Below are 26292 nucleotides of genomic sequence, written 5' to 3' on the forward strand. Positions count from 1 at the left end.
CTCTCAACTACTTCTCTTTTCATCTTGTTATTGCAACGATATTTTATGTATGATAAGATTTTAGTAGTTGGTACTAATAACAGATATTATCTCACAAAGGAGTTCTTCATAATGATGGATAATTTATTACAATTAAAAGATAAGAACATTGTTGTCATGGGCGTAGCGAATGATCGCAGTATTGCTTGGGGCATTGCAAAACGTTTATTTGATGTTGGTGCAAATGTTATCTTCACGTATCGTCAAGAACGTTCATTAAAAAAATTACAAAAACAATTAGAAAATATCGGACAATCCGATTCTCTTGTCGTTCAATGTGATGTGAATAGTGATGACAGCACAAAAGCAGCTTTTGAAGAAATCGGCTCAAAAGTTGGCGTTATTCATGGGATTGTACATTCAGTGGCTTTTGCGCATGCAGAAGATTTACACAACCGCTTCCTTGAAACAACTCGAGAAGGCTATGCATTCGCACAAGATACAAGTGCCTATTCACTTATTTCCACAGCAAAAGCAGCTCATCCGTACATGACAGAGGGCGGCTCTATCGTTACGATGAGTTACTTAGGTGCAGAACGAGTACTTGATGGCTACAATGTGATGGGCGTAGCAAAAGCTGCATTAGAGGCTTCTATGCGCTATCTTGCTGCTGATATTGGCCAAGATAATATTCGCGTCAATGCTATCTCAGCTGGTGCTATTCGCACACTTGCTGCAAAAGGTGTCCCTTCCTTTAACACAATTTTACACAAGATTGAAGAAACAGCTCCTTTAAAACGTAATGTTCAACAAGACGAAGTAGCAGATATGACGATTGTTATGCTATCTCACCTATCACGGGGTGTGACTGGTGAGACGATCTACATCGACGCTGGCTACAATATTATGGGTTAACAATAAAGAAGTATGGGAGGATGTATTATCCTTCCATACTTCTTTTTGTTGTTTATAGCATTGTCCATAAACTTTGGATTAACAAAATTAAGCCTGCTGCTACTAATAGAAAATAAATTAAGATTTTAAACAATTTTTGATTTAATCGAGTAAATAGCATTTGTCCAAAAATAAGTCCTAAGAAAACAATTGGCAAGGCATATATACTATATACCCAAACCATTTTACTTGTACCCTCAAAAATGACTTGAGAAAGTAAGCTAATAAGATAGATAAATATATAGTAGGCTAGTGAAACAGCTCTAATGGTTTCTTTATTTCTATGTGTGCTTGCAAAATAGAGTAACAGTGGTGGTCCAGCCATCCCAATACTCGTTGTAAACATACCTGATATAAAGCCAACGCCATAATCTCTACTCCTTGTTTGTTGAATAGAGAGATTTTTAATCAACAGAATCGTAAGCCCTATAAGCAGGATGGCGATGAGCAGCTTAAATGTCGTCACATCGACTAAGGCAAAGAGTATACTACCAAAAGGAGCACCCACAACACTACCGATCATCACCTTTTTAAGCAACGCTACATCAATATCATGTCTCACCTTCCATATGAGAGAAAACGAAATAACAAGGGACAGTATTATATTTATTTGCATCGCCTCTTGTGGTGTGAAAAGCAACAGTAAAAAAGGCGTAGCCATAACGGAAAAACCAAATCCTGTACTGGTTTGTAAAATAGAAGCTGCTAGGATAATGAAAAAATAGAAAAGTAATTCCTGCAAAATGACACCTCACATCATGTTGTGATACGTTGTCTAACAATGAATCTTTTTAACAAAAATGATAGGACACAAGCAATGAATAAAAACAGAGCGATCATCACGATAACACCCATCCACCCATATTTCATCCAAAAAACGCCTCCTACTGTTCCTCCAACACTTGAACCAAAATAATAGAAAAATAAATAGAGAGAAGATGCTTGTGCTTTATTGTGGGATGCTCGTTTGCTCACCCAACCACTTGCGATTGAATGAGCTGCAAAAAAGCCAAAGGTAAAAACTGTTATTCCTATAATCTTTAAGGTAAGGAGCCCGTTAAGCGTTACTATAGCTCCAGCTAACATAATGGCAATAGCCAGTAAGAGCATTCGTTGGCGACCATAACGATCAGCTAAACTGCCAAACCATGCCGAGCTAAATGTTCCAACTAAATAAATGACAAATATCCAACCTACAATTGTAGCACTTAAATTATAGGGAGGAGCCATTAGTTTAAAGCCAATATAATTATAAAGGGTGACAAAGCTTCCCATTAAAAGAAACCCCATCCCATAAAGACACAGCATAGAAGGATCTCTTAAATGTTGCAGTAGGGTTTTGGTCAATGCTTTTAATTGTAAAGGTCGCGCGCTGAAATGTTTGGAGCTTGGTAACATCCAGACAAACACTAAACTAACTAGCAGGCTGATTCCTCCTAGCACCATCATGCCTGTATGCCAGTTATAATGGTCCGTTAAGGTGCCAATAATAACTCGTCCACTAAGTCCCCCTACTGAATTACCGCTAATATATAAGCCCATGGCAACCCCTAAGCTTGCTGGTTCCATTTCTTCTCCCAAATAAGCCATAGCGATGGCAGGTAAACCCGCAAAAACGATGCCTTGTACAACACGCAACACTAAAATTGTTTCAAAGTTAGGTGAAAATGCAAGAGCTAGGGTCAGGACAGAAGCTGCAAAAATAGAAATCGTCATCAATGATTTTCTTCCCCATGCTTCTGATAACGAACTGACAATTATTAAACTCACCGCTAATGCAAAGGTGGTTACTGAAAGAGATAAACTTGCTACAGCTGGTGAGACGTGAAATGCTTCTGAAAATGTTGGTAGTAATGGCTGCGTTACATAAAGGTTAGCAAACGTAATAAAGCCTGCTAAAAATAACGCCCAATTCGCTTTATGAAACGCCCTCGTACCCTTTTGTATATAGTCCATGAAACTCTCTCCTTCACATGCTACTATTATTCTAATACAATATTTCGCAAAACACACGTCCCTTTGTCAAAAAATAGACATAAAGACCTTCGCTTTCACAGGTAAAAAAAAATAATAATTGACAAATAAAAAGCCTTTCAGATTTGGATGATTTTCTTTTCATAAAAAATAAATAGCTATTTTGACTTGGCAAATATTGTGCTACAGTAAAAGTAATCATCTAGAACCATTGTCACAATGCAGACAGATGATACAACCATTTTCATTGACGAGACTTGGAGGAATTTTTATGAAAATTATTGAAGCTTTAACCCTTGCAACACCTTATATTCATTTAGCATTAAAGCAAGAAGCCATTGTAGCTGTTGTTGAAAAGGAAAGTGAAACAGTCGTTAAATATTTAGCAGGTAAACGTGTGGATTCTGGCTACCATGATGGACAAAAAGTTAACGCCAATGACCAAAATGTTTTCATCGCCTTTAATGGACAAAATGCAGATGTGGTGATACCAGAGGATGTTTATGGTGTAGCAATCAATGCTTTTTCATTCCCCATTCGTGAAAATGGTCAAGTAGTAGGTGCATTAGCTTTTGGCTTACCAATAGATAATGAGCTCAAACTTGAAGATTATATGGCTACGATGGATAAGATCGTCAATAGTCTACAGGATAAAGTACATACAATCGCTTCCCATTCTGAGGAATTAGCGGCCACTAGTGAGGAAATTAATAAGCAGGCACAGCATGCCCTAGAGGACTCTGAAAAAACAAATGCCGTGACAGATTTAATTAAAAGTATATCTCGCCAAACGAATTTATTAGGTTTAAATGCATCCATCGAGGCTGCACGTGCTGGACAGCACGGCGCTGGCTTTAATATTGTGGCACAGGAAGTTCGAAAACTGTCCTTTGAGACATCTAGTGCTACTGAAAATATAGAATCGTCATTACGAAATATCAATAGAAATCTAGATAATTTAAAGCAAAATATGGGACAAATCAATGATGCAACAAATGAGCAAGCACAGCTCGTACAGGATTTCAGCGAAATTATAGAAGAATTAACTTTACTTAGCCGAGAAATGAAAGACTTTATGCACAATGCATTAAAATAATCATGAGGTGAACAATAATGCAAATTACCATTAACCATGATTTAGTTCTACGGATGATTACACCTGAGGATGCAGAGAAGGTTTTTGCATTAACGGATGCCTCGAGGGAATATCTGAAAGAATGGCTACCATGGCTAGATTTTACAAAAGAACTGGCGGATACAAAAGTCTATATTGAGAGCTGTATTAAGGGACATGAAGCGAACAGTAGCCTCTCCCTAGTCATTCTCTTTAAAAATGAGATTGTTGGCATTGCAGGCTTTAACGCGATTAACCCGAGCAATAAAATCGGCACTATTGGTTATTGGTTGAGCGAAGGAGCACAAGGGCATGGCATCATGACGAAAACAGTAAAAGCTTTATTGCAATATGCCTTTGAAATATTGAAGCTTCATAAAGTTGAAATTCGTGTTGCTGAAGCGAATCACAAAAGTCGCGCAATCCCAGAACGTCTTGGTTTTATGCAAGAAGGAACCATTCGAGCTGCAGAATGGCTCTACGATCATTATGTAAATCATGTTATTTATGGCATGCTTGTAAGTGAGTGGCAGCAATAACCATAAAAAAACGACCTGATGAGATCATCAGGTCGTTTTTTGTTAGGATTGTTCTACCGCTTCTTTTGTTTCTTCAGGAGCTTGCTTTTCTTCAGGAGCTTGCTTTTTTTCAAGCCCTAAAGCAATCTGCTCTAATTCTGGACGCAATGTGTGCTTCCCAGCATAGCTCTCGATCAGCTCTTTTACATCGAGACCAGAAGTTTCTTTTAATGTTTCTTGAAGTGTAGACATTAAATTGGTTGCGTAAGATGTCACCTTATTCGCACCACTTCCCTCTCCACCACCAGTATCGACTACTGTAATCTTATCGATATTGCCAAGTGGACTTGCAAGCTCTTTTGCATACTCTGGCATCATGCGTACAACCATATCCAGTACAGCTGCTTGACCATAGTATTCAAAGGCTTCGGCAATCTTACGTTTAGCTTCAGCTTCAGCCAGACCACGTAGACGAATGATATCAGCCTCCGTCTCCCCTTGTGCTCGCTCTGCATCAGCTTTGGCAAGACCATCCAAACGAATTTTCTCTGCCTCTGCTTTTGCTAATGATTCAATACGATATTTTTCCGCATCAGCCTGTGCAAGCTCACGCATTTTTTCGGCTGCGGCATTTTGCTCCACTGCATAGCGATCTGCATCTGCTTTCTTTTTAACCTCAGAGTCATATTGCTTTTCTCTACGTAAAATCTCTTTTTCTTCTAATTCAATTTGCTTTTGACGCTCGATAATGCGAATTTGCATTTCTTGCTCCGTTACTTCCTGCTTAGCACGAGCCGTTTCAAGCTCATACGCTTGGTCAGCACGCGCTTTGGCAATATCCTGCTCACGTCGGAACTCAGCTACTTTTAATTGATTTTCTTTTTCTGCTTCTGCAATTTCCGTCGCACGCTCTAGTTCTGCCTTTTGTGCTTCCTTAGACGCTTCTGCACGTTTAATACGTGTTTCTTTTTCTGCATCTGCTGTCGCAATATCAGCATCTCGTTTTACCTGTGCGATTCTCGGTTTCCCTAGTGAGTCTAAATAGCCATTTTTATCTCGTACATCCTTGATCGTGAAGGATACAATGACAAGACCCATCTTTGCTAAATCTTGTGAAGCAACACGTTGAACTTCCTGTGAGAATTTATCGCGGTTTTTGTAGATTTCTTCAACCGTCATAGACCCTAAAATGGAACGTAAATGACCTTCTAATACTTCACGTGCTTCCCCTTCGCGCTCTGCTTTTTGCTTGCCTAAAAACTGCTCTGCTGCTGTCGCAATTTCTGAAATGGAGCCACCAATTTTAATAATAGCCGTACCATCTGCCATAACAGGAACACCTTGCTCTGTATACACCTCAGGCGTTGTCACTTCTAGTTTACTAGAAAGTAAGCTTAACGGCTGTGCTTGCTGGAAAATAGGGAATACAAATGTACCGCCCCCACGAATGATTTTAATGCGATTCCCCGACTCATCCTTATGTACATTTTTGGAGCCGAGATAGCTACCTGTCACAATCAGTGCTTCATCAGGACCCGCCGTACGATACTTTGTCACATATAAGCCGACTAGGGCAATTAATACAAATGCTACAATTCCTAAAACAATTAAGATATCGGTTGACATAGACATATCTCTCCTTTAAACAAATTTTTTCTCGTACGTTCTAACAAAAAGTGTTCCGTCCTTCACATCCACAACAAGTACGGTTTCATCATAGTCAATGGCTTCATTATCATAGCCCGTTGCCCGTTTTGAAATCATGCCACTTGTCGTTTCGATAACAACCTCGCCAAAACCATCTACTGGAATTGGCACAATAACTCTTCCTAATTGCCCGCCTAGCGATTCCTCTGTGTAAGCTAAAGAAACATCAGCGGAACGTAGCGGAACGAGAACAAATAAATAAAAGATGGAACTTAAAATAGCACCGATGATACATGCAGCAATGATGTTCCAAACGCTAGAGAACCAGGCTAGTTTTTCTAAAATAAAACCTGCTGCTGACATCAACGTAATGAAAGATAGAATGACACTCGGATTAAAAATGGGCAGTCCTTCCCCAATACCTTCGACTGCATCACCAAAAAACATAACCAATACTGTGGCAAGGCCAGCGAAAATCAAAACCACCAAAAAGATCTGCTCGAGTGAATAGCCAAATAGCGTCAAGTTGCTCACCCCTTTTCATCATATTACCTACTATACGGATGTACCTCAGGAAAAGTTTCAAAATTTTTCAAACTCTTCTTTAAAGTATTATTTTTTGCTTTCATTAGAACCATGTTACAATAGAAAAGTATTCTGACAACTAAGGAGAAATGGCATGAAGCTTTCGACAATCTTAAATTTTGTTATTTTAATATTTTTCACGTTATTATTCGTTAATGATTTCTTCCCTGATACAGCTATTGCTGCGATGCTGACTAAAAAAATAATATTGCTTATATTAGTTGGGCTTGTCATCATTCAGCTAGCCTTCGACAAGGGTAGATATAAAAGATTATCAAAAAAGGCTTATATCGGATTAACTTTGTATACAGTTGGATTATGGATTGTTTTAACATTGCTTGGCGGTCAGTCACAAATTGGCCTATCGTTCACAAGTCCTCTATTCTATATTATTGTTGTGCTGCTTGGATTGGATTTACTGCGCCTTTCACGCCAAACTAAGCGGGATCAAACAGAGGAGAAAGCGAAGTAAAGCACAGCTATCTGTCAATCTTACGAAGCTATCTACCACTTTCGCACTGCTAACCGTCACTTTTGTCCTTCTATCCGACGACAACAACAAAAGCATGTCTCCGATTTTGACGGAGACATGCTTTTCTTATGATTCTAATACATTTAAAATGGCGTCCAGTTCATGGACAGCTAGATCTAAGCGTTCCTTTGCTTCGATATTTTGCTGTTTTAAGTGACCAAACTCTAGTAAATTTTTCTCATGCTTTAACTTGATAGAAGATAGACGTTCGATTCGTGCTTCTGCTTTTTCTATCGCTTGCTCACAGACTGTTGTCCAGAGCTTTTCTGATTGCTGCATTTCCGTTGTCGATGGGTTGTGCTGACGCATAATTCGTGCATAAACCATTTCTATTTGTTCAATTAGCTCCGAATAAAAATGGCGCTCAACGCGTGTTGTTTGGAATGTTGGATGCTCTACCTCTTTGGCATATGGCGTTATTTGACGAAGTAGTTTGCCAGCATTTTCTCCAAAAGCATGGGATAAATTCAAGACATTCATTAATTGCAATAATAAGCGTATTTCTTCTAGATTAATAAGTTGGGAATCGATGCTTTCCTTTAACTTTAATGACTCCATGTAGCGTCGATCAAAATGTTCAATTTCACCGTTGCGCTGCTCTACTAAATGGACACTTGCATTGTCTTTCAAGCTTTTAATATAGCGAATGGCATGGTTTTTTAGCTCTTCTTTTGACAGCAAGTTATCATTGTCTTGTTGTGGTTTTTCTCGTTGAACATACGCAAATGCATCCATTTTTTTGGGCCATTGTGCTGCTTGGGTTTCATCTGAGACATTATAGCGTATATAAATTCCGTGCATTTCATATCCTCCAAGTCCATTAAACAAGTATCTCTAAAGACAATAAATCGAATACGACATTTTTTCAAGTAAAAAACTTTTAATAATTGAAAATCCTTCTTTTTAACAATAAAACAAAAATCCCGAATAGTCGATACTATTCAGGATTTTACTAGTTTTCATTCATTCCTACTTATCCTTTAACAAGTTTCATTCGCAAACAATTAGACATATACTACACGATTAAAATAAGTAACAGAAGCTCCAATAAAACAGCTCCCACCTCCATTTATAGGCATTCATCGCAAAAATGAATGGTCCACCAGCTCCTGCTAAGCAGGTATAGTTCCATCTCGCAAATTCATATCAAAGCGATAGCTGACAATGGATACTGTTAACTGAGGCCTGAGGAATTTGATGTCGTAATGAGCAGCTATCTTGCTACAGGGGCAGGAAATAATTTTTGCTGATTATATTTTAAAGCATCCCTTCATCAAAGCACTTGTAATCAAAATTGCCAAGTACAGTTCTAAAAAATTGCCAAATTCCTTGTAAGCACTACAGGAATTTGGCAATCTTTATGAGTAGCTATTTAAGCCTGCTGGCGGATGTCTTGAATGCTCTTCCCTTCAGTAAACGCATGAATCGATGCAATGGAGCCCACCGATTTAAAATTTGCCTTCTCATAGACTTTGGCAACCTGTTCACTAATTGGTAATATCCAAAGATCGTTCAATCCCAGCTTGACTGATTGCTGTTGGATATGCTGCAGCATATAGCCGATTAAACCTCGACCACGATAGCTTTCAGTTGTTGCAACACTTTCAATCCTACCTTGATTTTCTGACACAAAAATAGTTGCTGAGCAGCACGCCACCCCATCTAGTCTTAGTAGATAATACGTAAAATGTGAAGAATGGTAGGTTTCCTCAAATGCCTTTTTTATTAATGAAGGCTCCCCAAATGCAGAAATGCTCATTTCTACTGCTAATGCTTCCTCCTTATTTGCATCCGTTACACGCTCAATTTGAATGGCAGGATTAGGTGGAAGTATTGCATATTCACCGTCCCAGTACTGAATTTCATTAACAAAATGCTCATATTGAAAGCCGTGCGTCTCTAATGCCTCTATACATAGCTGATTTTCTTCTAGATTATATAAATAAATCCGCGGGATCAGAGACTTTGATTGGTAGAAGTCTTTGATGTCTTGTAAAAATAAATCAGGTTGTTCAATCTTTCGCCAAATCTGTGCATGATTTGCATCATAATAGGTTGGGATAGCCTGATTGTAAAATAGGACCCCCTCCTTACAAACCTCCACTTCACTGAAACTCTTCACATACTCTATATCAAGCTGCATAATGCGTTCTAAATTAAACATGCTCTGTGCCCCCTTCTAACCATCTTTCATATAAATTTTCTAATTGAAGTTCAAGCTTCTGCCGTTGTTCTTTAGCAAGCGATGGTTGTTGTAGTTTTGTCTCTAATTTTTCAATTTGCTGTTCAATCGGTAATTCCTTTTTAGGTGACTGCGTTTTATTTACTGGTTGTTTATCAATCGTTTTCATTGCAAGTTCCTGTCGTTTTCCTCTAGCCCACTCATAATCTCCCTCAAAAACCTGAATAGCCTGGTTTTCAATCCACGCCGTTTTCGTAAAAATTTTCTGTAAGAAATAACGGTCATGTGACACCCCAATAATCGTACCTTCAAAGGATTCTAGTGTCTCTTCCAATACTTCCCTTGCTTCAATATCTAAATGGTTTGTTGGCTCATCTAAGATTAAAACATTGATATCCTCATGCATTAATTGTGCTAAACGAAGACGCATTTTTTCTCCACCACTTAGGTCCTTCACTTTTTTAAAGACATCATAGCCATAGAACAAAAATCGTGCGAGTATATGGCGAGCTTCCGCCTCTGACACGGCGACACTTTCACGAAAGGCATCAATTAATCGTATAGCAGGATTTGGATGTTCAAATTGCTGGGAAAGGTAGCCAAATTTCACATTGCTTCCAATTTGACACACTCCCTGATTAGGAATGATTTCACCTAACATCATTTTTAATAATGTTGATTTTCCACTACCATTGCTCCCAACAATCGCTAATCTTTCGCCAAAATAAATAGCTAGATTGCTGTCCTTCAATAAAGGCTTATCAAAGCTATGATCAATGGCTTGCAATAGCACGACCTCTTTACCACTGCGTTCAGCCATCGTTAACGCTAAATTCATTTTCTTTTTAGTAAGGGGCTTCTTTACTCGCTCGATACGTGCTAATGCTTTTTCCATACTCTTAGCACGTCGATGCATCGATGCGTTTGGTGGATTCGCCTCATTTGCCCACTGCTTTAATCGTTTAATTGTTTCTTGCATCTTTTTAATTTTCTTTTGCTGCTCTTCATAATTTGCAAACTGTTGCTCAATTTTTGCTTCTTTTTGTGCTATAAAAGCATCATAATGGCCGTTATACGTAAAAGCCTCCCCATCCTCAATTTCAATAATCTTTTGGGCTACTTGATTCATGAATTGACGATCATGAGATACGACAATGACAATCCCCTCAAAGTTTCGCACATAATGTTCAAGCCACTCAATAGCTTGCATATCCAGATGGTTCGTTGGTTCATCCAATAACAAAATAGAGGGCTTTTTCAATAAAATTTGTCCAAGCATAACCTTTGTTTTTTCACCACCACTTAAACTACTAAATGGCTGCTCTAGCATATCTGAAATACCCAGTCCATTTGCAATCATTGCTAGCTGTGCATCTACTTCATAGCCCCCTAATAGCATAAATTGCTCCTGCAATTGCCCATATTGCAGTAATATTTTATCCGTGACCGTCGACTGCATCTCTTGCTCAAGTGCTGTCATTTTTGCCTTTATTGCATAAATATCCGCAAATGCTTCCTCTAGCACTTCTTTTACGGCATGGAGTGGATAATGTGGAATCTGATGTAAATAGCCAATCGTTGCTTCTTTACTTTTAATTATTCGTCCCTTGTCAGGTATCTCTACCCCTGCAAGCAGTTGTAATAAAGTCGTTTTTCCACTGCCATTTACACCAACAATCGCCACATGTTCACCACTATTTACCTCTAGCTGTAAGTTCTCGAATAATATATTGCCACCCATAATTTTTTGGATTTGTTCAGCTTTCATTTGCATCGTTTTTTCCTCCAATGAAACGTGCGAAAACATCTTTTGAACACAAAAAAGACTGCTCATTAACAAGCAGTCCTCTTCTCAATTAAATGTGTGAAAAAGAATGGTTAATTCGCTACGTTTGTTATTTGATTTTGCTTAAAAATGGACAGACCTATCCCGTTGTTCGCAAAATCGAAAGTAATTACACGTGCAAAATACATAGCCGTATCCACTTTTACACATGTTTTCGTAGCGTTTTTATTCATTCCTTCTCACCTCCGTTCATAGTAGTTATGGCTATCATAACATTTTTCGGATTATTTGGAAAGGGAAAATTTAACGTTCATTTATCATTATTCAAAAGTTCTATTTAATGGAAATTTGCACAAAGAAAAACATGAGAGGTTGATTCATAGCCCCCTCATGTTTTCACTTTTTTCACAAATATTTTTACCACAGGCACAAGAAAAATCGAGACAACTAGTACACGAAAAAGCTGAAAGGCCGTGACAATCGTGACATTTGCATGGACCGAAGCGGCAATAATCCCCATTTGATCAAGACCACCAGGAACAATACTTAAAAAGCTCGTCCTAAAATCAAGGCTGTACAACGCTGCCATCACAAATGTTAAACCATAGGCTGCCCCAATAAAAATGCCCGCTGAAACAAACGCATAAAAGATATGCTTCTTCGATAAATGTAAATCCTCTTTTTTCAATAATAATCCGATATAAATTCCTAGCATGAGTTGGGCAATATGCAGAAGTGATAATGGTAATTTTGGTACATCTATCCCTGCCATATTAACGCCCATTAGTAAAAACACTGGGCCTAGCATATAGCCTGTTGGAATTTTTAGCTTTTGTGCTAGCCACCCTGCGCCACCACATACCACAAGTATGCTAACAAGGTTCCATGTGTATGTTCCATCAATCATAGAACTATTGCCACCTGCCCCTGCCACCATTAAAGGAACAAAGCCAACGATTAAAAGAACGCGAAGGATTTGAAAGAATGTGATGACCACCATATCCATCTCTTGTTGCTCTTCCGCAAATGCCACAACCTGCGACATGCCCCCAGGAACACAGCACGTTAAGGCAGTCGCAAAATCTAAATCTGTACGCTTGGCAACAAGGAAACTTACCGCAAAAAACAACAAAATAAATATGATATTTAACACGACCATGCTTCCTAAAAAAAGCTTGATGTCCTGTACAGCTTCTGGTGTAAAGGCATAGCCGATAGAATAACCTGCTACGACTAAACCAAAATTGCGGAAAGCATGATGCCATTTTAATTGGACGTTGGTGGATAGCTGCACGATGAGCACCGCTGTAATCGCTCCTAACAGCCAAGGCATCGGTATATGGAAAAATTGAAAAACTACAGCACCTATTAAACCAATGCATAATGTGATGAACATATGCTTATCAAAAATAAACATGGTAGCAACCCCTTCAACTCGATAAGCCTATTATGACCTTTATAAACCGCTTTTTCTACTGGACCGACTTTTGAGCTGTTTGCTATCGCTGAAAAAGAACCTGTTATCCAGCAAATAAAACCTCTTATCGAACAATTTATCCCTGTGAAAATTTTCTATGCTACATTAGTAATACCTGATTCAGCGTTTTTAAAGGAGGCCTCCTATGAAAATTCATTTAACCATCAATCATGAGCTTGAGGAAACTGAGGTTCATATTCATGCCAAGGACTATAATGAGCAAATTGAAAGATTGATGAGACAGCTTCAAGCATCGCAAACTACGATGCTAGATGGGTATGACCAACAAGAAATTCATCTCTTAAAAATTTCGGATATTTATTCCATTTACGCAGAGGATGCCAAGGTTTTTTTACAGACAGATGAGCAAGAGTTTGAGTCCAAGCGAAAATTATATGAGCTTGAGGCTCAGCTAGCCAAAGATTTTGTGCGCGTAAGTAAGTCTACACTCGTCAATATCCATAAAATATCCTCTATTCAAATGGGCAAAATCGGCACTACACAGCTATTACTTGAAAATGACGTAGCCATTCATGTCAGCCGAAAATATTTAAAAGAATTAAAGAGACACCTAGGTATTGGGAGGGATTCATAGCATGAAGTATGTACGCATGATGATTATCGGTCTACTCATTTCCCTTAGCTCCTCTTATGTCTTAGTGACACTTAGCGTCCTATCAAATAATGCGGTGGCGTCAGGAACAGAATTATTGGAGCAAATTGTGATCGCGAGCATTCTTGGTATTGCCATTGGTTTGCTATCCGTCATTTTTGATTTGGAGCAATTGCCTTTTACAGTTCAGCTTCTTCTACACTTAGTAGCGGTGACAGCATGTGTGCTAACCGCAGGCTATTTTGGTAATTGGTTTGATTCAGGTATATGGTACGTACTTATTGCGGAAGCCATTATTTACTTGATTGTTTGGTGTATTCTATATGTTTTTCAATTAAATGATATTGAAAAAATCAATAAAGAAATTCAAAAGAGAAGGGATTAACCACCTATGACTTTTGCGATAAAAGTTGAAAATTTATGTAAACAATATGGAAAACAGCAAGCTGTCAAAGGCATTTCTTTTACAGTCGAACAAGGCACCCTATTCGCTTTTTTAGGTGAAAACGGTGCAGGTAAATCTACAACGATTGAAATACTTTGTACTTTACTAAAAAAATCGAGTGGTCAAGTAACTATTAATGGTTTCACACTCGACGCAAGCAATGATAACGCGGATATCCGTAAATCTATTGGTGTCGTTTTCCAGCAAAGTCTATTAGATGAGCGCTTAACTGTACGTGAAAATATCCTACATCGAGGGAAAACATATGGTTTATCGAAAGCACAGCTTACCGATAACTATCAATTTGTTTCCACCTATTTGCATCTAGAGGATATTGAAAAGAAAAAATATGGCACATTATCAGGGGGACAAAAAAGGCGAGCAGATATTGCTCGTGCACTCATTCATCGTCCAAGTATTTTATTTTTGGATGAGCCTACAACGGGTTTAGATCCACAAACACGTCAATTTGTTTGGCAGGCGATTAAGCAACTTCAACTGGAAACCAATATGACAGTTTTTTTAACGACCCATTATATGGAGGAAGCGGCAGTCGCTCACCAAGTCACTGTCTTAAAGCAAGGTAAAATTGTCGCACAGGGAACACCCGATGCACTAAAAACAAAATATGCCTATGATTCAATGGCTCTCGTTTTTCAAAATGCACAGGAGGGTGTAAAGTTTCTTGAGGAAAATGCGATCTCCTACACGGAGAATCAAGGGATATACACCATCCGTTTAACGTCTACCTTACAAGCACTTCCCCTTTTAAAAAAAGCTGAGCCACTTATCGCCTCCTTCGAAGTCATTAAAGGATCAATGGATGATGTCTTTCTTCATATTATGGCAGAGGAGGAGGTTGCGTAGTGGAAGCATTAATTAGCTTAGTTCTGCGTAATAATAAAATATTTAGACGGGATAAAACACAGGTGTTCTTCTCCCTGCTGTCAGTCATTATTGTCATTGTGTTGTACGCTGTCTTTCTCCAAAAAATGCAGGTAGATGCCATTGAACAACTAACAGAAGCTACACCTGAATTGATCACCATGGTCAATGAGTGGCTAGTAGCAGGTTTACTATCCATGATTGCTGTTTCGACAACACTTGGTGCCTATGGTATCGCTGTTAAAGACCAAGAATCCAAAGTACAAGCCGACTTTTTAACAGCTCCCCTTTCTCGTGCAACTATTCAGTTGAGCTATGTGCTCAATGCATTTATTATCGGCTGTATTTTTTCCTTTATTGCGCTCCTTGGCTGTGAAATCTTTATTGTCACAACGGGAGGTAAGCTTCTAAGTTTTGGGGATTTTATTCAGGTATTGAGCATACTGTTTTTATCTGTCTTGCTTGCGAGTGTTTTTAATTTATTTCTTTCGTTATTTGTGTCGACCCAAAATGCTTTCTCAACACTCGGCACAATTGTTGGTACATTACTTGGATTTTTATGTGGTGTTTATGTACCTCTTGGAGCTCTACCAAGCTTTGCACAACATATAATCATGTACTTTCCAATTAGCCATACAACACTATTATTACGCAATGCATTTATGGAGAGCTCTATTGCAAATGTCTTTGATGGTGTGCCCGCTTCTTATGTGGAAGATTATAAAATGAATTATGGCATTGTTTATGAACTAAATGGACATATACTTAGCTCCACAACAAGTCTAATTGTGATTGTCTGTACAATTGTAGTTCTTTCTCTAGCATCTATGATCTTATTTAAGAGAAAGTATAACTAAATATGAGCCAGCAATTTTACACATCGTTTAGAATACGATGTGTTTTTTATTGCATTAAAACAAACATTTTGTTATTTTAAATATTAAATAGCAAACAAATCATAAATTCGTTTGTTTTATCAAGGAGGGGTTGCAATGGATGTAAATGAATTATTTTGGCAAGCTCCTATCGATGATCTAAAAAAGGGATATATCGATCAAGCGGCACACTTCACCTGCCTACTATGCGGTGAAAAAGTAGAAAAAGGCATTATTTATCCTCAAGAGGGCTTATTATATGAAGCAGAGAAAATGATGCAACATCATATTACATCGGCTCATCATTCTGTTTTTCATTATTTAAACGGTCTCAATAAAAAAATGACAGGCTTAACAGAACATCAAAGTCATATTTTACGCTTATTTTATGAGGGAAAATCAGATCAGGAGATAAAAGAAGAATTAGAGATTGGCAGTGCCACAACGATTCGCCATCACCGTTTTGCTTTGAAAGAAAAGGAACGCCAAGCCAAAACATTGATGGTGATGATGGAGTTACTAAAAGAACAAGATCAGAAGGAGGAACCATTTGTGCCTATTCATAAAACAGCTACTATGGTTGACGATCGCTATAACGTAACCCTCACAGAAGAACAGCAATTATTAGAGAAGCTATTTCCAAACGGTGTTGGCAAGGAACTGATACGCTTTCCAAAGCGGGAAAAACAGAAAATTGTAGTGCTGCGTGCAATAGCAAATCTTTTTGACGAGGAAAAGCATTATACTGAAAAAGAATTAAATGAAGTGATTAAACCGATATATGAGGACTATGTTCATATTCGTCGTTACTTAATTGAATACGGTTTTCTTGACCGCAAAGCAGATGGCAGTGCCTATTGGGTAAAAAAATAAGAAAGTAGGTTAATAAAAATGGATCATAAAAAAGAGTTAAAAGAAATGTATAAAGAGATGAAAATTGAAGCTGGTGTTTTTACAATGACCAATACACAAACAGGCAAAGTATTTGTGGGGAGCTTTAATAATTTAAAGCGTTTAAATGGCTTTCAATTTATGCTAAAAACCAATACACATACGAACAAGAAACTTCAGGCAGATTACAATTTATATGGTCAAGAAGCTTTTGACGTAGAAATCGTTGAATATTTAAAGAAAAAAGAAGAAGGCTATTTCGATGAAAAAAAAGAGCTCGAAAAGCTGGAGCAAAAATGGCTTGACACACTAAAGCCTTATGGTGAGCGTGGTTATAATTAGTCATTCGCGCATTTGCCAAAAAGGTAAATGCGCTATTCATTACTTGTTTGATGAGTTGCCAATTAATTGAATTTCCTGCTGTGCTTTCTTCGTTAGTTTATTGAAAACAAGCTCATAGGAATGTTGGATAAGATTCTCTACCAAATCCCTTGGGACATCCTCAGCACCCATATAAATGGAATTCCAATGGGTTTTATTCATATAGTAACCAGGTATAATGCTTGCATAGGCTTCTCGTAATTCCTCCGCTCGAGCAGGCTCACATTTCAATGTAAGAACAGGCTTACCTGTTCTATTTCCCCCAAGCATGGCATACATTTTTCCACCGATATGATAGCGATCTGCTTGCCACTCCTCTTGATAGTCATACGTTGTTCCATGAAGCTGTATACAGTAAGCATGAATTATTTCTTTTTCCATCTTTACAATCCCCGTCCCCTCAAATAAAAACACACGTTCGATTATGGTAAGTATCACCTAAAACGTGTGTAGAGAATAGCATTATTTAGTTGTACCACGATCAAACATCCCAATTACTTCCGTCGTCTGTAAAATATTCACAAACGACTTTGGATCAGTCTCCTTAATCGTGCTTTTCACATCAGCTAGTTGGTAACGCGTAATAACAGTAATTAATACTTTCCGACCCTCGCCTGAATATGCTCCCTTTGCATCGATAATCGTTACCCCACGATGTAGCTTTTCTAATAGTTGCTGTTTGACCTCGTCCCCTTTACTCGTAATAATCATCAGCGTTAATTTAATATGGCTCGTATGAATTGTATCCACTACTTTTCCAGTTGCATAAATGGACACAAGGGTTAACAACGCCGCATCCCAGCTAAAGACAAAGCCAGAAGCAGCCACTACGATTCCATTCATAGCGGCAATTAACGTACCGAGCGGAAAATCACGTTTCCGACTAAGTAGCATAGCAATTATATCAAAGCCCCCTGAGGAGCCAGCTGCTCGAAAAATCATGCCCATTGCAAACCCTACAATAACACCACCAAATAAGGACGCGAGGATTGGCTCTTGTGTCGCTTTGTGTATTGGAATAATATATAAACTCACTGACAACACAGCCACCGAAAGAATGGTGTAGCTAATAAATCGCTTGCCGAGCTTCATCACACCTAAAATCAGTAAAGGCAGGTTAAGCAGTAAATTTAACACGCCTGTATTTAAAGGGGTAATAATCCCAAGCATGATGGCAATACCACTCAACCCACCACTCAAGATTTCATGGGGAATCAATAAATAATTATAGGCAAAGGCCACTAAAATGGAAGAAAGTGTAATTATAATCACATTTCGCATAATACTATCCCCTATCAATCAACGACCAATTTTTGATACATCTTTGTCATAGACTACCCAATTTACGCTCCTGAAAAACCTATCCTCTTACTTTTTCTTCTGTTCTTCCTTTAAAGGCATATTTTGTTTATGTTCCCCTGTATCCGCAACTTTATAGATTCGCTCAAGCATCGGTGGATGTGTATAACGGAACCACTTCACTAAGAGTGGCGGGTTCACTTCACTTAAGCCTGAAATCGTTAGCTTTTGAAATGCTGTTACAGCCGCTTCTCGATCATTCATAAGGCTAATCGCATATTGATCGGCTCTCGTTTCTTGATATCTCGATATAAAATTGGATACTGGATTGGAAGCAAATAGTAAAATAGAAGTAATGAGTAAAAATAATGGATAGGAACGAATGCTACTGATTTTATTAATTTTTAAAACCTGTCCATATCGTGAAATCAGGCGACGCATAATTTTCGCTGTTAGCCATAGCCCTATTAACATTAAGAATAAATAGCCTGCAATGCCAAAATAAATATGCTTTTCTACATAATGTCCCATTTCATGTGCCATGATAAATAAAATTTCATTGTCTGTTAGTCTATTTAATGTAGTATCCCATAGCACAATTCTCGAATTACTCCCAATCCCTGTCACATAAGCGTTTAAGGCATTAGTCTTTTCTGCCATGTTGACCTCATAAACATGCTCTGCAGGAATATTCGCCTGTGTAGCAAGTGTAAGTATCTTTGTTTCCAGCTCTTTATTTTTTAGTGGATAAAAATCATTGTATAAAGGATCAATGACAACAGGCTGAATGAACATCACAAAGATTGTAAAAGGGATGGTTAAAAGCCAAGCATAGAGCCACCATCTTTTTTCGCTCTTTTTAATGAGCCAATAAATCACCGTAACAATAATCAAGCTAGTGCCAAAATTCACCCAAAAATCAATGACACCATCCTTCATCCAAGATGCAAATGCTTGTGTACTAATGCCATAGCTTTTGCTTAGATGATAGCGATAATAATCAAGTGGGAATAGCACAATATAGAGCAATAAAGATAATAGGAATAAGTAACCCGCATTTTGCAATAGCTTCCACTTCGTTTGGGAGGTCGTCACTTTTTCAAAATAACGAGATACGCCCAATAGTAAAATCAAGAAGTAAATAAGCCATTCTAAAGGTGTGGCTACAAAGAATACAAAGTTCCTTATTTTTGAATATTCACCACTTAAAAAAAGCTCCTTGCCAGACATAAACATCACTGGATCTGCCGCCGTTCCTTGTAAGGCACTTGGTATTTTACCACCACCGCTGTGGAATATATACCAGTACATACAAAGCACATAAACACCGAAAAGTAGCAGTGTAACAATGCCCATTTTTTTTGCTATGTTATTTCCCCCTCATATCACCCAAAGTTCGTCCTATAGTAAGTGTAAGCGAAATTATCAAAGTTAGAACAAACATGGACCTACTTTTTTAATCTCTCTGTTGCCAAAGAAAAATTTCGCCTCATTTCTATATGAGGCGAAATCATTATCGTCCTATTCATTTATCCATAACAAATGCCGTTTTACCACGTTGATCCCCGCTTAGATAGCCAGTGGATAATAGCTGCTCATACCATTGCCTTTCTATAGTAGCTGCTTGAGCCGCATCATCTACCATCGTAGAAAGTTCAACCATAATGTCTCCTTTGTACTGCCATACCTCTATATCCGCTTCATGTCCTAAAAAGCTTCCTTTAAAGGTCGTAGCATTAGCAGGCCCATATACCACAACTTGAGACAACGTATTTTTATACCATGCTTCGGAGTTCCAATTTACAATTTTCTTTGGCGCATTTTCAAGAATGAATTTTTTCGCAACATTTGTAGCAACTGAATCATAAGAGACCTCAGCAGAAGTCTTCAAAGATTCCTTTCGGCTTATCGTAAATGTACGATGATCTCCCTTAATATCTAGCTCAAACTTATAATTTGACTCAGAACCAGTAAAACCATGATTCATTGTTTCTGCCATTGCTTCACTTAAAGGTGTGTTTAAAAAACGCTTTTTGTAGGTTATATCCATTTTATTACTACCCTTATATACACGTAAGCGGTGTATATAGTCATGACGTAGAAACAATTGGTCAAGCGTATCATAAAAATAAACTTTTACGTCATCCTTTTTAGTTGCTTGAAAAGCCTGGACAATAGTTGATTCATTAAAAATCTCAGGTTTAATATTGAATTTAATTTCATGTCCTGGCTCAATGGCTGCTTTCGCTTGTGTTGTATTCACACCCATCATACAAATCACTATTAAGCCCAAGACACACAGATAAAATGCCCATTTTTTTAGTTTAGTCACGCTTTAATTCCTCCTTCGGAAATGTTGTTGTTAAATTTGTATGTGTACTGTGAAAATAGATCGTTTGTCGTGCCCGAAGTCTCTGTGACAGTGCCACTAAATCCCAATAGTCTGGATGTGTTTTATAGAAGAACTCCTCAGAGATATGCTTTAAGCTAGCTGGATTGTAAGCATGACGAGAATAGCCTGTATGAACAAAAATTGCCGTCGGATAATCCTTTGCAAGCTCCTCCACTTGAGCCACATCCTGCTCTGAGACAAAATACAGTACATGGTGACTGTCCTGTTTTTGCTTGAGTCGTTCTAAAAGCATCACTTTATTCGGCCAAATATTTTCATGTTCTTCATCATAATGCGCCAATAAAGGTTGTAGCTTGGCATCTACCCTAATCGCTCGAGTTGTATGTTCGGAAAGATACGTCATAATATCGACTGTTTTGCCCGAAAAAGAGGAGGGGAATATAAATGAATGATTGGGATGAGCCTTTACATACATAGCCATTTGCTCTAACACCTCAAGATTTCGAATGCATTTTTCCGCATGTCCACTATCAATAAACGCTACATCATAAACCGTTCCATCCTCCTCTGGCAAGGTCGCCTTTAATAAATACGAATCGACTACATAATCACCAGAGAAAAAAATCATTTCATCAAAGAAACGAATTTTGTACCACACGCTTCCAATTAAATGCCCGCTATATCCCCATTGAAAGGCAAGATATTCATTGACCTCTATCCATTTTCCAATCGTATCTGGATAGAAAGTTCTGACTTGTGGGATAAGCAGTGGAAGCTGCTGAGCAGTTGTATGACTCATTAGTATCGGTCCCGTATAGCCCATGTTCTGTAGTATTGGCAATGCCCCTACATGATCAATATGCGAATGAGAAATAAAGACAGCAGCTAGCTTTTCAATATGATTAAATGTAATATTTGGTGGCGTTTTTTGTGTATTTTTCATAATGCCACAATCCAATAAAATGGCCTGCCTCTGATTTTCTATATAAAAACAATTGCGCCCATATTCGCCTACACCACCTAAAATTTCAACACTAAGCATTGGCCTGCCCTCCTCGTTTTTGCAGCCAACCCAATAGGAACATAAAAATAACAGTCATAAGGACGGTTATAACAGCTACTGCCATTCCAACCCCTACATTACCTTGCTCAAATTGACTATAGATAAAGGTTGCCCCTGTCTCTACGGATGGTGGCAAAATTAAAAGGCCAGCTACAAGCTCTCGCATTGAAATAATAAAAGTCATCATCATTCCTGTTAAAATACCCTGCATCAAAAGTGGTAGGATGATGCGACGATAAACCGCAATGTTACTACGTCCAAAAATAGCAGCTGATTGAAAAATAGAGGCATCTAATTGTGAAAACGAAGACTTTATATACTGCACCGAATAAGGTAAAAACAGTACACAGTATGTGACTACTACCATTGCCTTTGTGTTATAAATTGTTGCAGGAAGCCAGGGAGCATTCCAAAACATAATTAAACCTACAACAAAGACAATCCCCGGAATAATATTAGGCATTAAACTAAAGAAGTCTAATATTTGCTGCTTTCTGGTTTCTCCTTTTTTAATATAAAGAGCGATGAATAAACCTATTATGGCGGTTATCAAGGCCGTCATGATAGAAAAAACAATGCTATTTAAAAATGCTGTCAATCCTGCACTTCCACTAGTGAAGACCTCTTGATAAGAAGCCAAACTGAAATTCCCTGCCTGTAAACCATCTCCCCGTACCTTTTGCAAAGAGGTCACGATAATAGAGAAATAAGGAATGCCGATAGATAGCAATAAAACAAGCCCTACAAAAGTCCACGAAGCTGTTCTTATATACCACTTGTCCTTGATCTCACGTCTAGCAGGTGTTTTTCCTGATAGCACACCATATGTATATTTGCGTCCAATGAGATTTTGGAAATACCAAATGACTAAGCAAACTGACAATAAGAATAAGGATAGCGAGGTTGCCATGCGAATATCAACTGGCCATCTTGATAAATAGGAATGAATTTCGGTTGTAAACACTTGAAACCCAATCCGACTGCCGAATGTAGCTGGCGTTCCAAATTCAGCAAGCGTCTTAATAAAAATAAGGAGACTTCCCAAAACATAGCTCGAAAGCAAAAGAGGTAACACAACCTTTAGCCAATTTTGCGAAGAACTTCGCCCAAAAATCAGCGCTGCATCTAAAAATGAGCCATTTATGCGAAGCAATGTATTTTTCAGCATTAAATACAAAAATGGAAACAGGTGTAGGCTCATGATCACTACCATGCCAAATAAGGAAAAGAAGGAATCTGTCATCCAAGCAGCACTTGGAATAAGCTGCTGTAAAAAACCATTGTGCTGCATAAACAAAATCCAGCCCATTGAACCAATATAGGGAGGTGTCATAAATGGAATCGTTAACACTATATCGAGCCATTCATATTGATATAAACTTGTTTTCGTGCGAATGAAAGCCATAGGTAATGCGATAATTGTTGTCCCAATAATCACGAAAATCCCTAAAACCATCGAATTTCCAAGCGTTTTCCATATTCTATCGTGTGCAAACATTCGACTAAACTGTGATATATCAACATGTCCCTCTTTAATAAAGGTATAAAATAAAATGGCCATCAACGGTGCGATAGCAAATATGATGACAATTGTCAGTAAAAATCCAAAAGCTCGTCTTCCTTCCATTATCATGGCATGTCAACCCTTCTCTATGAAAACTAGAAGGAGGTATATCAACCTCCCTTTATTTATCGAAATAAATCCGTAAACTTTGTTAGTACTTCCAGCTGTTTCGCTTCCGCACCCATCCAATCAACTGTTAACTGTGGAATTTCATCTAATGCTGCACGATTTTTCACAGCAATATCTTTATTCCCTGGTAATAAGTAAGCATCTGCTACTAGCTTTTGCCCTTCATCTGACAATAAAAAATCAACATAGGCTTGTGCAGATTCTACATGTTGTGCATCCTTTAAAATACCTACTGCTCTTGGACTAACTACTGTCCCACTCGTCGGATAGATAATTTCCACTGGCTCACCGTCTGCTTTTGCTTTATAAGCCATATAGTCTACACCTGCAATCGTGGCATTTTTCTCGCCTGTAATAACCGCATCCAAGGCTTCTTTATTCGCACCATTGACTTGTAAGCCATTTTTCTTCCAACTATCAATCGTGCTCCAAGCTGTTTTTTCTGCTGCTGTGTAGCCAAATAAGAAATCAACAGCAGAGCCTGACAGACTTGGATCTGGTATATTCATTTTATTTTGCCAATCAGCTTTTGCTAAATCAGACCAATCCGTAGGCGCCTGTGTCGTATTTTTCGTATTATAGGCAATACCTAAAGCAGAGGCACTGTAGCCATAAAAATATCCATCTTGATCCGACCAATCACTGTTAATTTTGTCCTTGTTTTTAGCCGCTTCGTAGCTTTGCAATTGATCTGTTGCTTTTAACCCATCCATTGAGGCAACAGAGGCAAGTACAACAATGTCAGCTACAGGATTATTTTTTTCCGCTTCTAAACGAGAGAGAATTTTACCCGTAGTTCCTTGAAACATTTCCACTTTAATCCCTGTTTTTTCTTCAAATGCTTGCTGAATATTTGCAGCTAAACCATCTGGCCCAGCAGAATACACTGTCAGAACTTTCTCCTCCTGTGTCTTTGCACTTGCTTCATTCGTCTCTTTTGCCTCTTTATTACCACAGCCAGCTAATGCTAAGACCAATAAAATGCCAGCAGTTGCCCATAATTTAAAATGTCGTTTCTTCAATGTAAACCCTCCAATTGATAGATTTGTTTTTCATCAATAAAAACTTGCAATCTTTTTCCATGCTCTAATGGCTGCTTCTCATAAAAGCTCCAATACTGTCCTTCTACCTGTGCTTGTACTAGATAACGATCGCCAACAAATGTACTTTTCACAATCTGCGCTTGTTTGGCAATCGTACCAGGACGCGATACTCTAGAAACACCCTCAGGTCGCACAATTGATTGTCGATTGTGAAGCCAATTCACTTTGCCAATAAAATCTGCCACATAGGGCGTTGCTGGTGCACGATAAATTTCCTCAGGCGAGCCAATTTGAGCAATCCTCCCTGCCTCCATAACGATAATTTGATCAGACATTGTCATTGCCTCTGTTTGATCATGTGTTACGAAAATGGCTTGGCAATTAAGCTCATGAATGAGGTGCATGATTTCATCTTGCATTTGCTCTCTTAAAACAGCATCGAGAGCGGATAAAGGTTCATCAAATAAAATTAATTGCGGTTTGGTCGCTAAAGCTCTAGCTAATGCCACTCGCTGCTGTTGTCCACCCGATAATTCACCTGGCTTTCGTTTCTCATAGCCTTGCATTTTTACCAATCGCATCACATGCTCGACTCGTTCAGGAATAGCTGATTTAGGAATAATGCCCTTTAAGCCAAAGGCAATATTTTGGAAGATGGTCATATGTGGCCATAGAGCAAAATCTTGAAAAACCATAGCAATATTACGCTTATTTGGTTTGACATTTTTACGAGACCCCGAAGAATAAATGACGGTGTCATCAAATCGTATTTCTCCTTTTGATGGCTGTTCAAGGCCAGCTATCAACTTTAATAAGGTTGTTTTGCCACAGCCTGATTGTCCGAGAATCGTAATAAATTGCTGATCTAACTCCACATCAATCGGCCACAATGCTTGAGACTGCCCATATTTTTTCTCGATATTTTTTAATGAGATTTTCATAAGTATCCTCCTCGTTACTTACAACTATAAATTCCAGATATTTAGAAAATATTAATCTACTATTAATAACACGTTAAAAAAAATCTAATAAACTAAAGCAAATACAAGATTTTTTCTAATTTCCTTTAGGAGGATAAAATGAACAATAGTAAATTACAGGCATTTTGCTTACTTGTAGAATTAAAAAAATTAGCCCCTGTCGCCAAAGCACTTGGCATTACAGCCCCCACCGTATCATTTCATATTCGCTCTATAGAGGAGGAATACGGTATTCATTTATTTCGAACAAATGCTGGAGGATACCGTTTAACAGAAGCGGGCGAAGGTGTGTATCATTACGCTCGTCAAATGGTTCAACTTCAAAAGGATATGGATCGTTTTATTGAAAATCTTTTAGCAGGCCATATCGGTTCATTACGACTAGGAGCGAGTGGTTTACCTGCCCATATTTTTATGCCAGATTTAATTCATCAAGTTTCAACGACCTATCCTGAGATTCGCATTTCATTAGAAGTAAAAACAGCACCTGAAATTGAAAAAAAGGTAGCACTACAAGAATTAGATTTCGGGCTCATCATGGAGACTAAGCAGGAAAATCCTTTACTTCATTACGAAACAATCGGTGAAGATGCACTTGTATTGGCATTCAGCCCATCTCACGAGCTAGCAGCACAAAAAGACATCACCAAAGAAGATATTCTTAAATACAAGCTAGTGTTGCATACATCCTCTAGCTCCACGAATCACTTCATTGAAAAGTGGTTGGACCCATTTCAGCCTTCTATTTACACAATTGAGCTGGATTCTGTGAGCACGATTAAAAAGATGCTGACCTTTGGCAAAAACTTGGCGTTTCTATCTGTTTCCTTAATAGAAGAAGAATTAAAATCAGGTGTACTGCTCAAGAAAGATCTACATGATGTAACACTAAATAGAAAAATTCAATTGATTTATCCGAAAACGCGCTTAGATCATAAAATGGATGAATTTGTCAAAATGTCGGTTTATGAAATAGCAAAGCAATTAAAAATGTCTTCTACGATGACATAATTCCACATACAG

28 protein-coding genes are annotated in these 26292 nt (G+C 38.2%); 11 read left to right on the plus strand and 17 right to left on the minus strand.

Annotated elements, in window-relative coordinates:
• The first annotated feature begins 111 nt into the window (after positions 1-111).
• A complete protein-coding gene (locus NY607_RS04100) occupies positions 112-894 on the plus strand; it encodes an enoyl-ACP reductase FabI (RefSeq protein WP_004232559.1) in 783 nt (260 codons plus the stop codon).
• A gap of 52 nt (positions 895-946) precedes the next feature.
• Here the strand turns inward: NY607_RS04100 and NY607_RS04105 are convergent, their stop codons facing one another.
• Together NY607_RS04105 and NY607_RS04110 are read right to left on the minus strand one after the other, a co-directional pair.
• Positions 947-1675, minus strand: a complete 729-nt coding sequence (locus tag NY607_RS04105; RefSeq protein WP_259419198.1) for a sulfite exporter TauE/SafE family protein — start codon at positions 1673-1675, stop codon at positions 947-949.
• Positions 1676-1689: 14 nt separating this feature from the next.
• Complete coding sequence (locus NY607_RS04110; protein WP_237899966.1) at positions 1690-2889, minus strand: MFS transporter; 1200 nt, start codon at positions 2887-2889, stop codon at positions 1690-1692.
• Between the two features lie 289 nt (positions 2890-3178).
• Between NY607_RS04110 and NY607_RS04115 the strand changes: the two genes are divergently transcribed.
• Together NY607_RS04115 and NY607_RS04120 are read left to right on the plus strand one after the other, a co-directional pair.
• Positions 3179-4003: a methyl-accepting chemotaxis protein gene (locus NY607_RS04115; protein WP_237899964.1), complete on the plus strand. Its 825-nt coding sequence runs from the start codon at positions 3179-3181 to the stop codon at positions 4001-4003.
• A 17-nt stretch (positions 4004-4020) separates the two neighbouring features.
• Complete coding sequence (locus tag NY607_RS04120) at positions 4021-4560, plus strand: GNAT family N-acetyltransferase (RefSeq protein WP_237899957.1); 540 nt, start codon at positions 4021-4023, stop codon at positions 4558-4560.
• Positions 4561-4602: 42 nt separating this feature from the next.
• On the opposite strand, the gene NY607_RS04125 is transcribed toward NY607_RS04120, so the two are convergent.
• The gene (locus tag NY607_RS04125) at positions 4603-6165 is read right to left on the minus strand and encodes a flotillin lipid rafts scaffold protein FloT (RefSeq protein ID WP_237899955.1); all 1563 of its coding nucleotides are present in this window, start codon (positions 6163-6165) and stop codon (positions 4603-4605) included.
• A gap of 15 nt (positions 6166-6180) precedes the next feature.
• Positions 6181-6711: an NfeD family membrane protein gene (locus NY607_RS04130; protein WP_004232545.1), complete on the minus strand. Its 531-nt coding sequence runs from the start codon at positions 6709-6711 to the stop codon at positions 6181-6183.
• A gap of 154 nt (positions 6712-6865) precedes the next feature.
• On the opposite strand from NY607_RS04130, the gene NY607_RS04135 reads away from it, so the two are divergent.
• On the plus strand, positions 6866-7243 hold the full coding sequence (locus NY607_RS04135; RefSeq protein ID WP_131519651.1) for a hypothetical protein: 378 nt from the start codon (positions 6866-6868) through the stop codon (positions 7241-7243).
• Positions 7244-7369: 126 nt separating this feature from the next.
• Here NY607_RS04135 and NY607_RS04140 read toward each other — a convergent pair whose 3' ends face one another.
• The 5 genes from NY607_RS04140 to NY607_RS04160 form a co-directional block, all read right to left on the minus strand.
• A complete protein-coding gene (locus NY607_RS04140; RefSeq protein ID WP_131519650.1) occupies positions 7370-8104 on the minus strand; it encodes a hypothetical protein in 735 nt (244 codons plus the stop codon).
• 571 nt (positions 8105-8675) lie between these two features.
• On the minus strand, positions 8676-9467 hold the full coding sequence (locus tag NY607_RS04145; protein ID WP_237899953.1) for a GNAT family N-acetyltransferase: 792 nt from the start codon (positions 9465-9467) through the stop codon (positions 8676-8678).
• Complete coding sequence (gene abc-f / locus NY607_RS04150) at positions 9460-11259, minus strand: ribosomal protection-like ABC-F family protein (RefSeq protein ID WP_131519648.1); 1800 nt, start codon at positions 11257-11259, stop codon at positions 9460-9462. The genes NY607_RS04145 and abc-f overlap by 8 nt, the downstream gene beginning before the upstream one ends.
• 104 nt (positions 11260-11363) lie before the next feature.
• On the minus strand, positions 11364-11504 hold the full coding sequence (locus NY607_RS04155) for an RAxF-45 family protein (protein ID WP_004232534.1): 141 nt from the start codon (positions 11502-11504) through the stop codon (positions 11364-11366).
• A 155-nt stretch (positions 11505-11659) separates the two neighbouring features.
• Positions 11660-12688 carry an AbrB family transcriptional regulator gene (locus NY607_RS04160; protein ID WP_131519647.1) on the minus strand — a complete coding sequence of 343 codons (1029 nt, stop codon included), beginning with the start codon at positions 12686-12688 and terminating at the stop codon, positions 11660-11662.
• A gap of 205 nt (positions 12689-12893) precedes the next feature.
• On the opposite strand from NY607_RS04160, the gene NY607_RS04165 reads away from it, so the two are divergent.
• The 6 genes from NY607_RS04165 to NY607_RS04190 all read left to right on the plus strand — a co-directional run bounded on the left by NY607_RS04165 (position 12894) and on the right by NY607_RS04190 (position 16799).
• Positions 12894-13343, plus strand: coding sequence for a LytTR family DNA-binding domain-containing protein (locus NY607_RS04165; protein WP_131519646.1), 450 nt, complete (start codon positions 12894-12896; stop codon positions 13341-13343).
• A gap of 1 nt (position 13344) precedes the next feature.
• Positions 13345-13746, plus strand: coding sequence for a DUF3021 domain-containing protein (locus NY607_RS04170; RefSeq protein ID WP_131519645.1), 402 nt, complete (start codon positions 13345-13347; stop codon positions 13744-13746).
• 6 nt (positions 13747-13752) lie between these two features.
• A complete protein-coding gene (locus NY607_RS04175; protein WP_259419199.1) occupies positions 13753-14673 on the plus strand; it encodes an ABC transporter ATP-binding protein in 921 nt (306 codons plus the stop codon).
• Positions 14673-15548: an ABC transporter permease gene (locus tag NY607_RS04180; RefSeq protein WP_131519643.1), complete on the plus strand. Its 876-nt coding sequence runs from the start codon at positions 14673-14675 to the stop codon at positions 15546-15548. Before NY607_RS04175 ends, NY607_RS04180 begins: the two co-directional genes overlap by 1 nt.
• Before the next feature lie 135 nt (positions 15549-15683).
• Positions 15684-16439 carry a DUF2087 domain-containing protein gene (locus tag NY607_RS04185; RefSeq protein WP_131519642.1) on the plus strand — a complete coding sequence of 252 codons (756 nt, stop codon included), beginning with the start codon at positions 15684-15686 and terminating at the stop codon, positions 16437-16439.
• An 18-nt stretch (positions 16440-16457) separates the two neighbouring features.
• Positions 16458-16799 carry a GIY-YIG nuclease family protein gene (locus NY607_RS04190; RefSeq protein WP_131519641.1) on the plus strand — a complete coding sequence of 114 codons (342 nt, stop codon included), beginning with the start codon at positions 16458-16460 and terminating at the stop codon, positions 16797-16799.
• A 39-nt stretch (positions 16800-16838) separates the two neighbouring features.
• Here the strand turns inward: NY607_RS04190 and NY607_RS04195 are convergent, their stop codons facing one another.
• From NY607_RS04195 to NY607_RS04230, 8 genes are all read right to left on the minus strand, one after another.
• A complete protein-coding gene (locus NY607_RS04195) occupies positions 16839-17219 on the minus strand; it encodes an MmcQ/YjbR family DNA-binding protein (RefSeq protein ID WP_237899948.1) in 381 nt (126 codons plus the stop codon).
• 81 nt (positions 17220-17300) lie between these two features.
• Positions 17301-18119, minus strand: coding sequence for a YitT family protein (locus NY607_RS04200; RefSeq protein WP_004232517.1), 819 nt, complete (start codon positions 18117-18119; stop codon positions 17301-17303).
• An 87-nt stretch (positions 18120-18206) separates the two neighbouring features.
• Entirely contained in the window at positions 18207-19505 is a 1299-nt protein-coding gene (locus NY607_RS04205; RefSeq protein WP_305036168.1) for a M48 family metallopeptidase, read from the minus strand.
• Between the two features lie 157 nt (positions 19506-19662).
• Complete coding sequence (locus NY607_RS04210) at positions 19663-20469, minus strand: hypothetical protein (RefSeq protein ID WP_259419200.1); 807 nt, start codon at positions 20467-20469, stop codon at positions 19663-19665.
• Positions 20462-21532 carry an MBL fold metallo-hydrolase gene (locus NY607_RS04215; RefSeq protein ID WP_259419201.1) on the minus strand — a complete coding sequence of 357 codons (1071 nt, stop codon included), beginning with the start codon at positions 21530-21532 and terminating at the stop codon, positions 20462-20464. The genes NY607_RS04210 and NY607_RS04215 overlap by 8 nt, the downstream gene beginning before the upstream one ends.
• Positions 21525-23186: an ABC transporter permease gene (locus NY607_RS04220; RefSeq protein ID WP_259419202.1), complete on the minus strand. Its 1662-nt coding sequence runs from the start codon at positions 23184-23186 to the stop codon at positions 21525-21527. Before NY607_RS04220 ends, NY607_RS04215 begins: the two co-directional genes overlap by 8 nt.
• 56 nt (positions 23187-23242) lie before the next feature.
• Positions 23243-24268, minus strand: a complete 1026-nt coding sequence (locus NY607_RS04225) for an ABC transporter substrate-binding protein (RefSeq protein WP_048389694.1) — start codon at positions 24266-24268, stop codon at positions 23243-23245.
• Positions 24265-25230 carry an ABC transporter ATP-binding protein gene (locus NY607_RS04230; RefSeq protein ID WP_259419203.1) on the minus strand — a complete coding sequence of 322 codons (966 nt, stop codon included), beginning with the start codon at positions 25228-25230 and terminating at the stop codon, positions 24265-24267. Before NY607_RS04230 ends, NY607_RS04225 begins: the two co-directional genes overlap by 4 nt.
• A 138-nt stretch (positions 25231-25368) precedes the next feature.
• On the opposite strand from NY607_RS04230, the gene NY607_RS04235 reads away from it, so the two are divergent.
• Positions 25369-26280 (plus strand): LysR family transcriptional regulator, encoded by a 912-nt coding sequence (locus NY607_RS04235; protein WP_259419204.1) that lies wholly within the window; start codon positions 25369-25371, stop codon positions 26278-26280.
• Positions 26281-26292: the final 12 nt, after the last annotated feature.

This window comes from Lysinibacillus sp. A4, from assembly GCF_024919535.1.
Lineage (GTDB): Bacteria > Bacillota > Bacilli > Bacillales_A > Planococcaceae > Lysinibacillus > Lysinibacillus capsici.

Coding starts and splice junctions, on each gene's coding strand:
- NY607_RS04100 (WP_004232559.1), top strand. CDS start 112: ATGATGGATAATTTATTACAATTAAAAGATAAGAACATTGTTGTCATG.
- NY607_RS04110 (WP_237899966.1), bottom strand. CDS start 2,889: ATGGACTATATACAAAAGGGTACGAGGGCGTTTCATAAAGCGAATTGG.
- NY607_RS04115 (WP_237899964.1), top strand. CDS start 3,179: ATGAAAATTATTGAAGCTTTAACCCTTGCAACACCTTATATTCATTTA.
- NY607_RS04120 (WP_237899957.1), top strand. CDS start 4,021: ATGCAAATTACCATTAACCATGATTTAGTTCTACGGATGATTACACCT.
- NY607_RS04125 (WP_237899955.1), bottom strand. CDS start 6,165: ATGTCAACCGATATCTTAATTGTTTTAGGAATTGTAGCATTTGTATTA.
- NY607_RS04135 (WP_131519651.1), top strand. CDS start 6,866: ATGAAGCTTTCGACAATCTTAAATTTTGTTATTTTAATATTTTTCACG.
- NY607_RS04140 (WP_131519650.1), bottom strand. CDS start 8,104: ATGCACGGAATTTATATACGCTATAATGTCTCAGATGAAACCCAAGCA.
- NY607_RS04145 (WP_237899953.1), bottom strand. CDS start 9,467: ATGTTTAATTTAGAACGCATTATGCAGCTTGATATAGAGTATGTGAAG.
- abc-f (WP_131519648.1), bottom strand. CDS start 11,259: ATGCAAATGAAAGCTGAACAAATCCAAAAAATTATGGGTGGCAATATA.
- NY607_RS04155 (WP_004232534.1), bottom strand. CDS start 11,504: ATGAATAAAAACGCTACGAAAACATGTGTAAAAGTGGATACGGCTATG.
- NY607_RS04160 (WP_131519647.1), bottom strand. CDS start 12,688: ATGTTTATTTTTGATAAGCATATGTTCATCACATTATGCATTGGTTTA.
- NY607_RS04165 (WP_131519646.1), top strand. CDS start 12,894: ATGAAAATTCATTTAACCATCAATCATGAGCTTGAGGAAACTGAGGTT.
- NY607_RS04170 (WP_131519645.1), top strand. CDS start 13,345: ATGAAGTATGTACGCATGATGATTATCGGTCTACTCATTTCCCTTAGC.
- NY607_RS04175 (WP_259419199.1), top strand. CDS start 13,753: ATGACTTTTGCGATAAAAGTTGAAAATTTATGTAAACAATATGGAAAA.
- NY607_RS04185 (WP_131519642.1), top strand. CDS start 15,684: ATGGATGTAAATGAATTATTTTGGCAAGCTCCTATCGATGATCTAAAA.
- NY607_RS04190 (WP_131519641.1), top strand. CDS start 16,458: ATGGATCATAAAAAAGAGTTAAAAGAAATGTATAAAGAGATGAAAATT.
- NY607_RS04195 (WP_237899948.1), bottom strand. CDS start 17,219: ATGGAAAAAGAAATAATTCATGCTTACTGTATACAGCTTCATGGAACA.
- NY607_RS04200 (WP_004232517.1), bottom strand. CDS start 18,119: ATGCGAAATGTGATTATAATTACACTTTCTTCCATTTTAGTGGCCTTT.
- NY607_RS04215 (WP_259419201.1), bottom strand. CDS start 21,532: ATGCTTAGTGTTGAAATTTTAGGTGGTGTAGGCGAATATGGGCGCAAT.
- NY607_RS04220 (WP_259419202.1), bottom strand. CDS start 23,186: ATGATAATGGAAGGAAGACGAGCTTTTGGATTTTTACTGACAATTGTC.
- NY607_RS04230 (WP_259419203.1), bottom strand. CDS start 25,230: ATGAAAATCTCATTAAAAAATATCGAGAAAAAATATGGGCAGTCTCAA.
- NY607_RS04235 (WP_259419204.1), top strand. CDS start 25,369: ATGAACAATAGTAAATTACAGGCATTTTGCTTACTTGTAGAATTAAAA.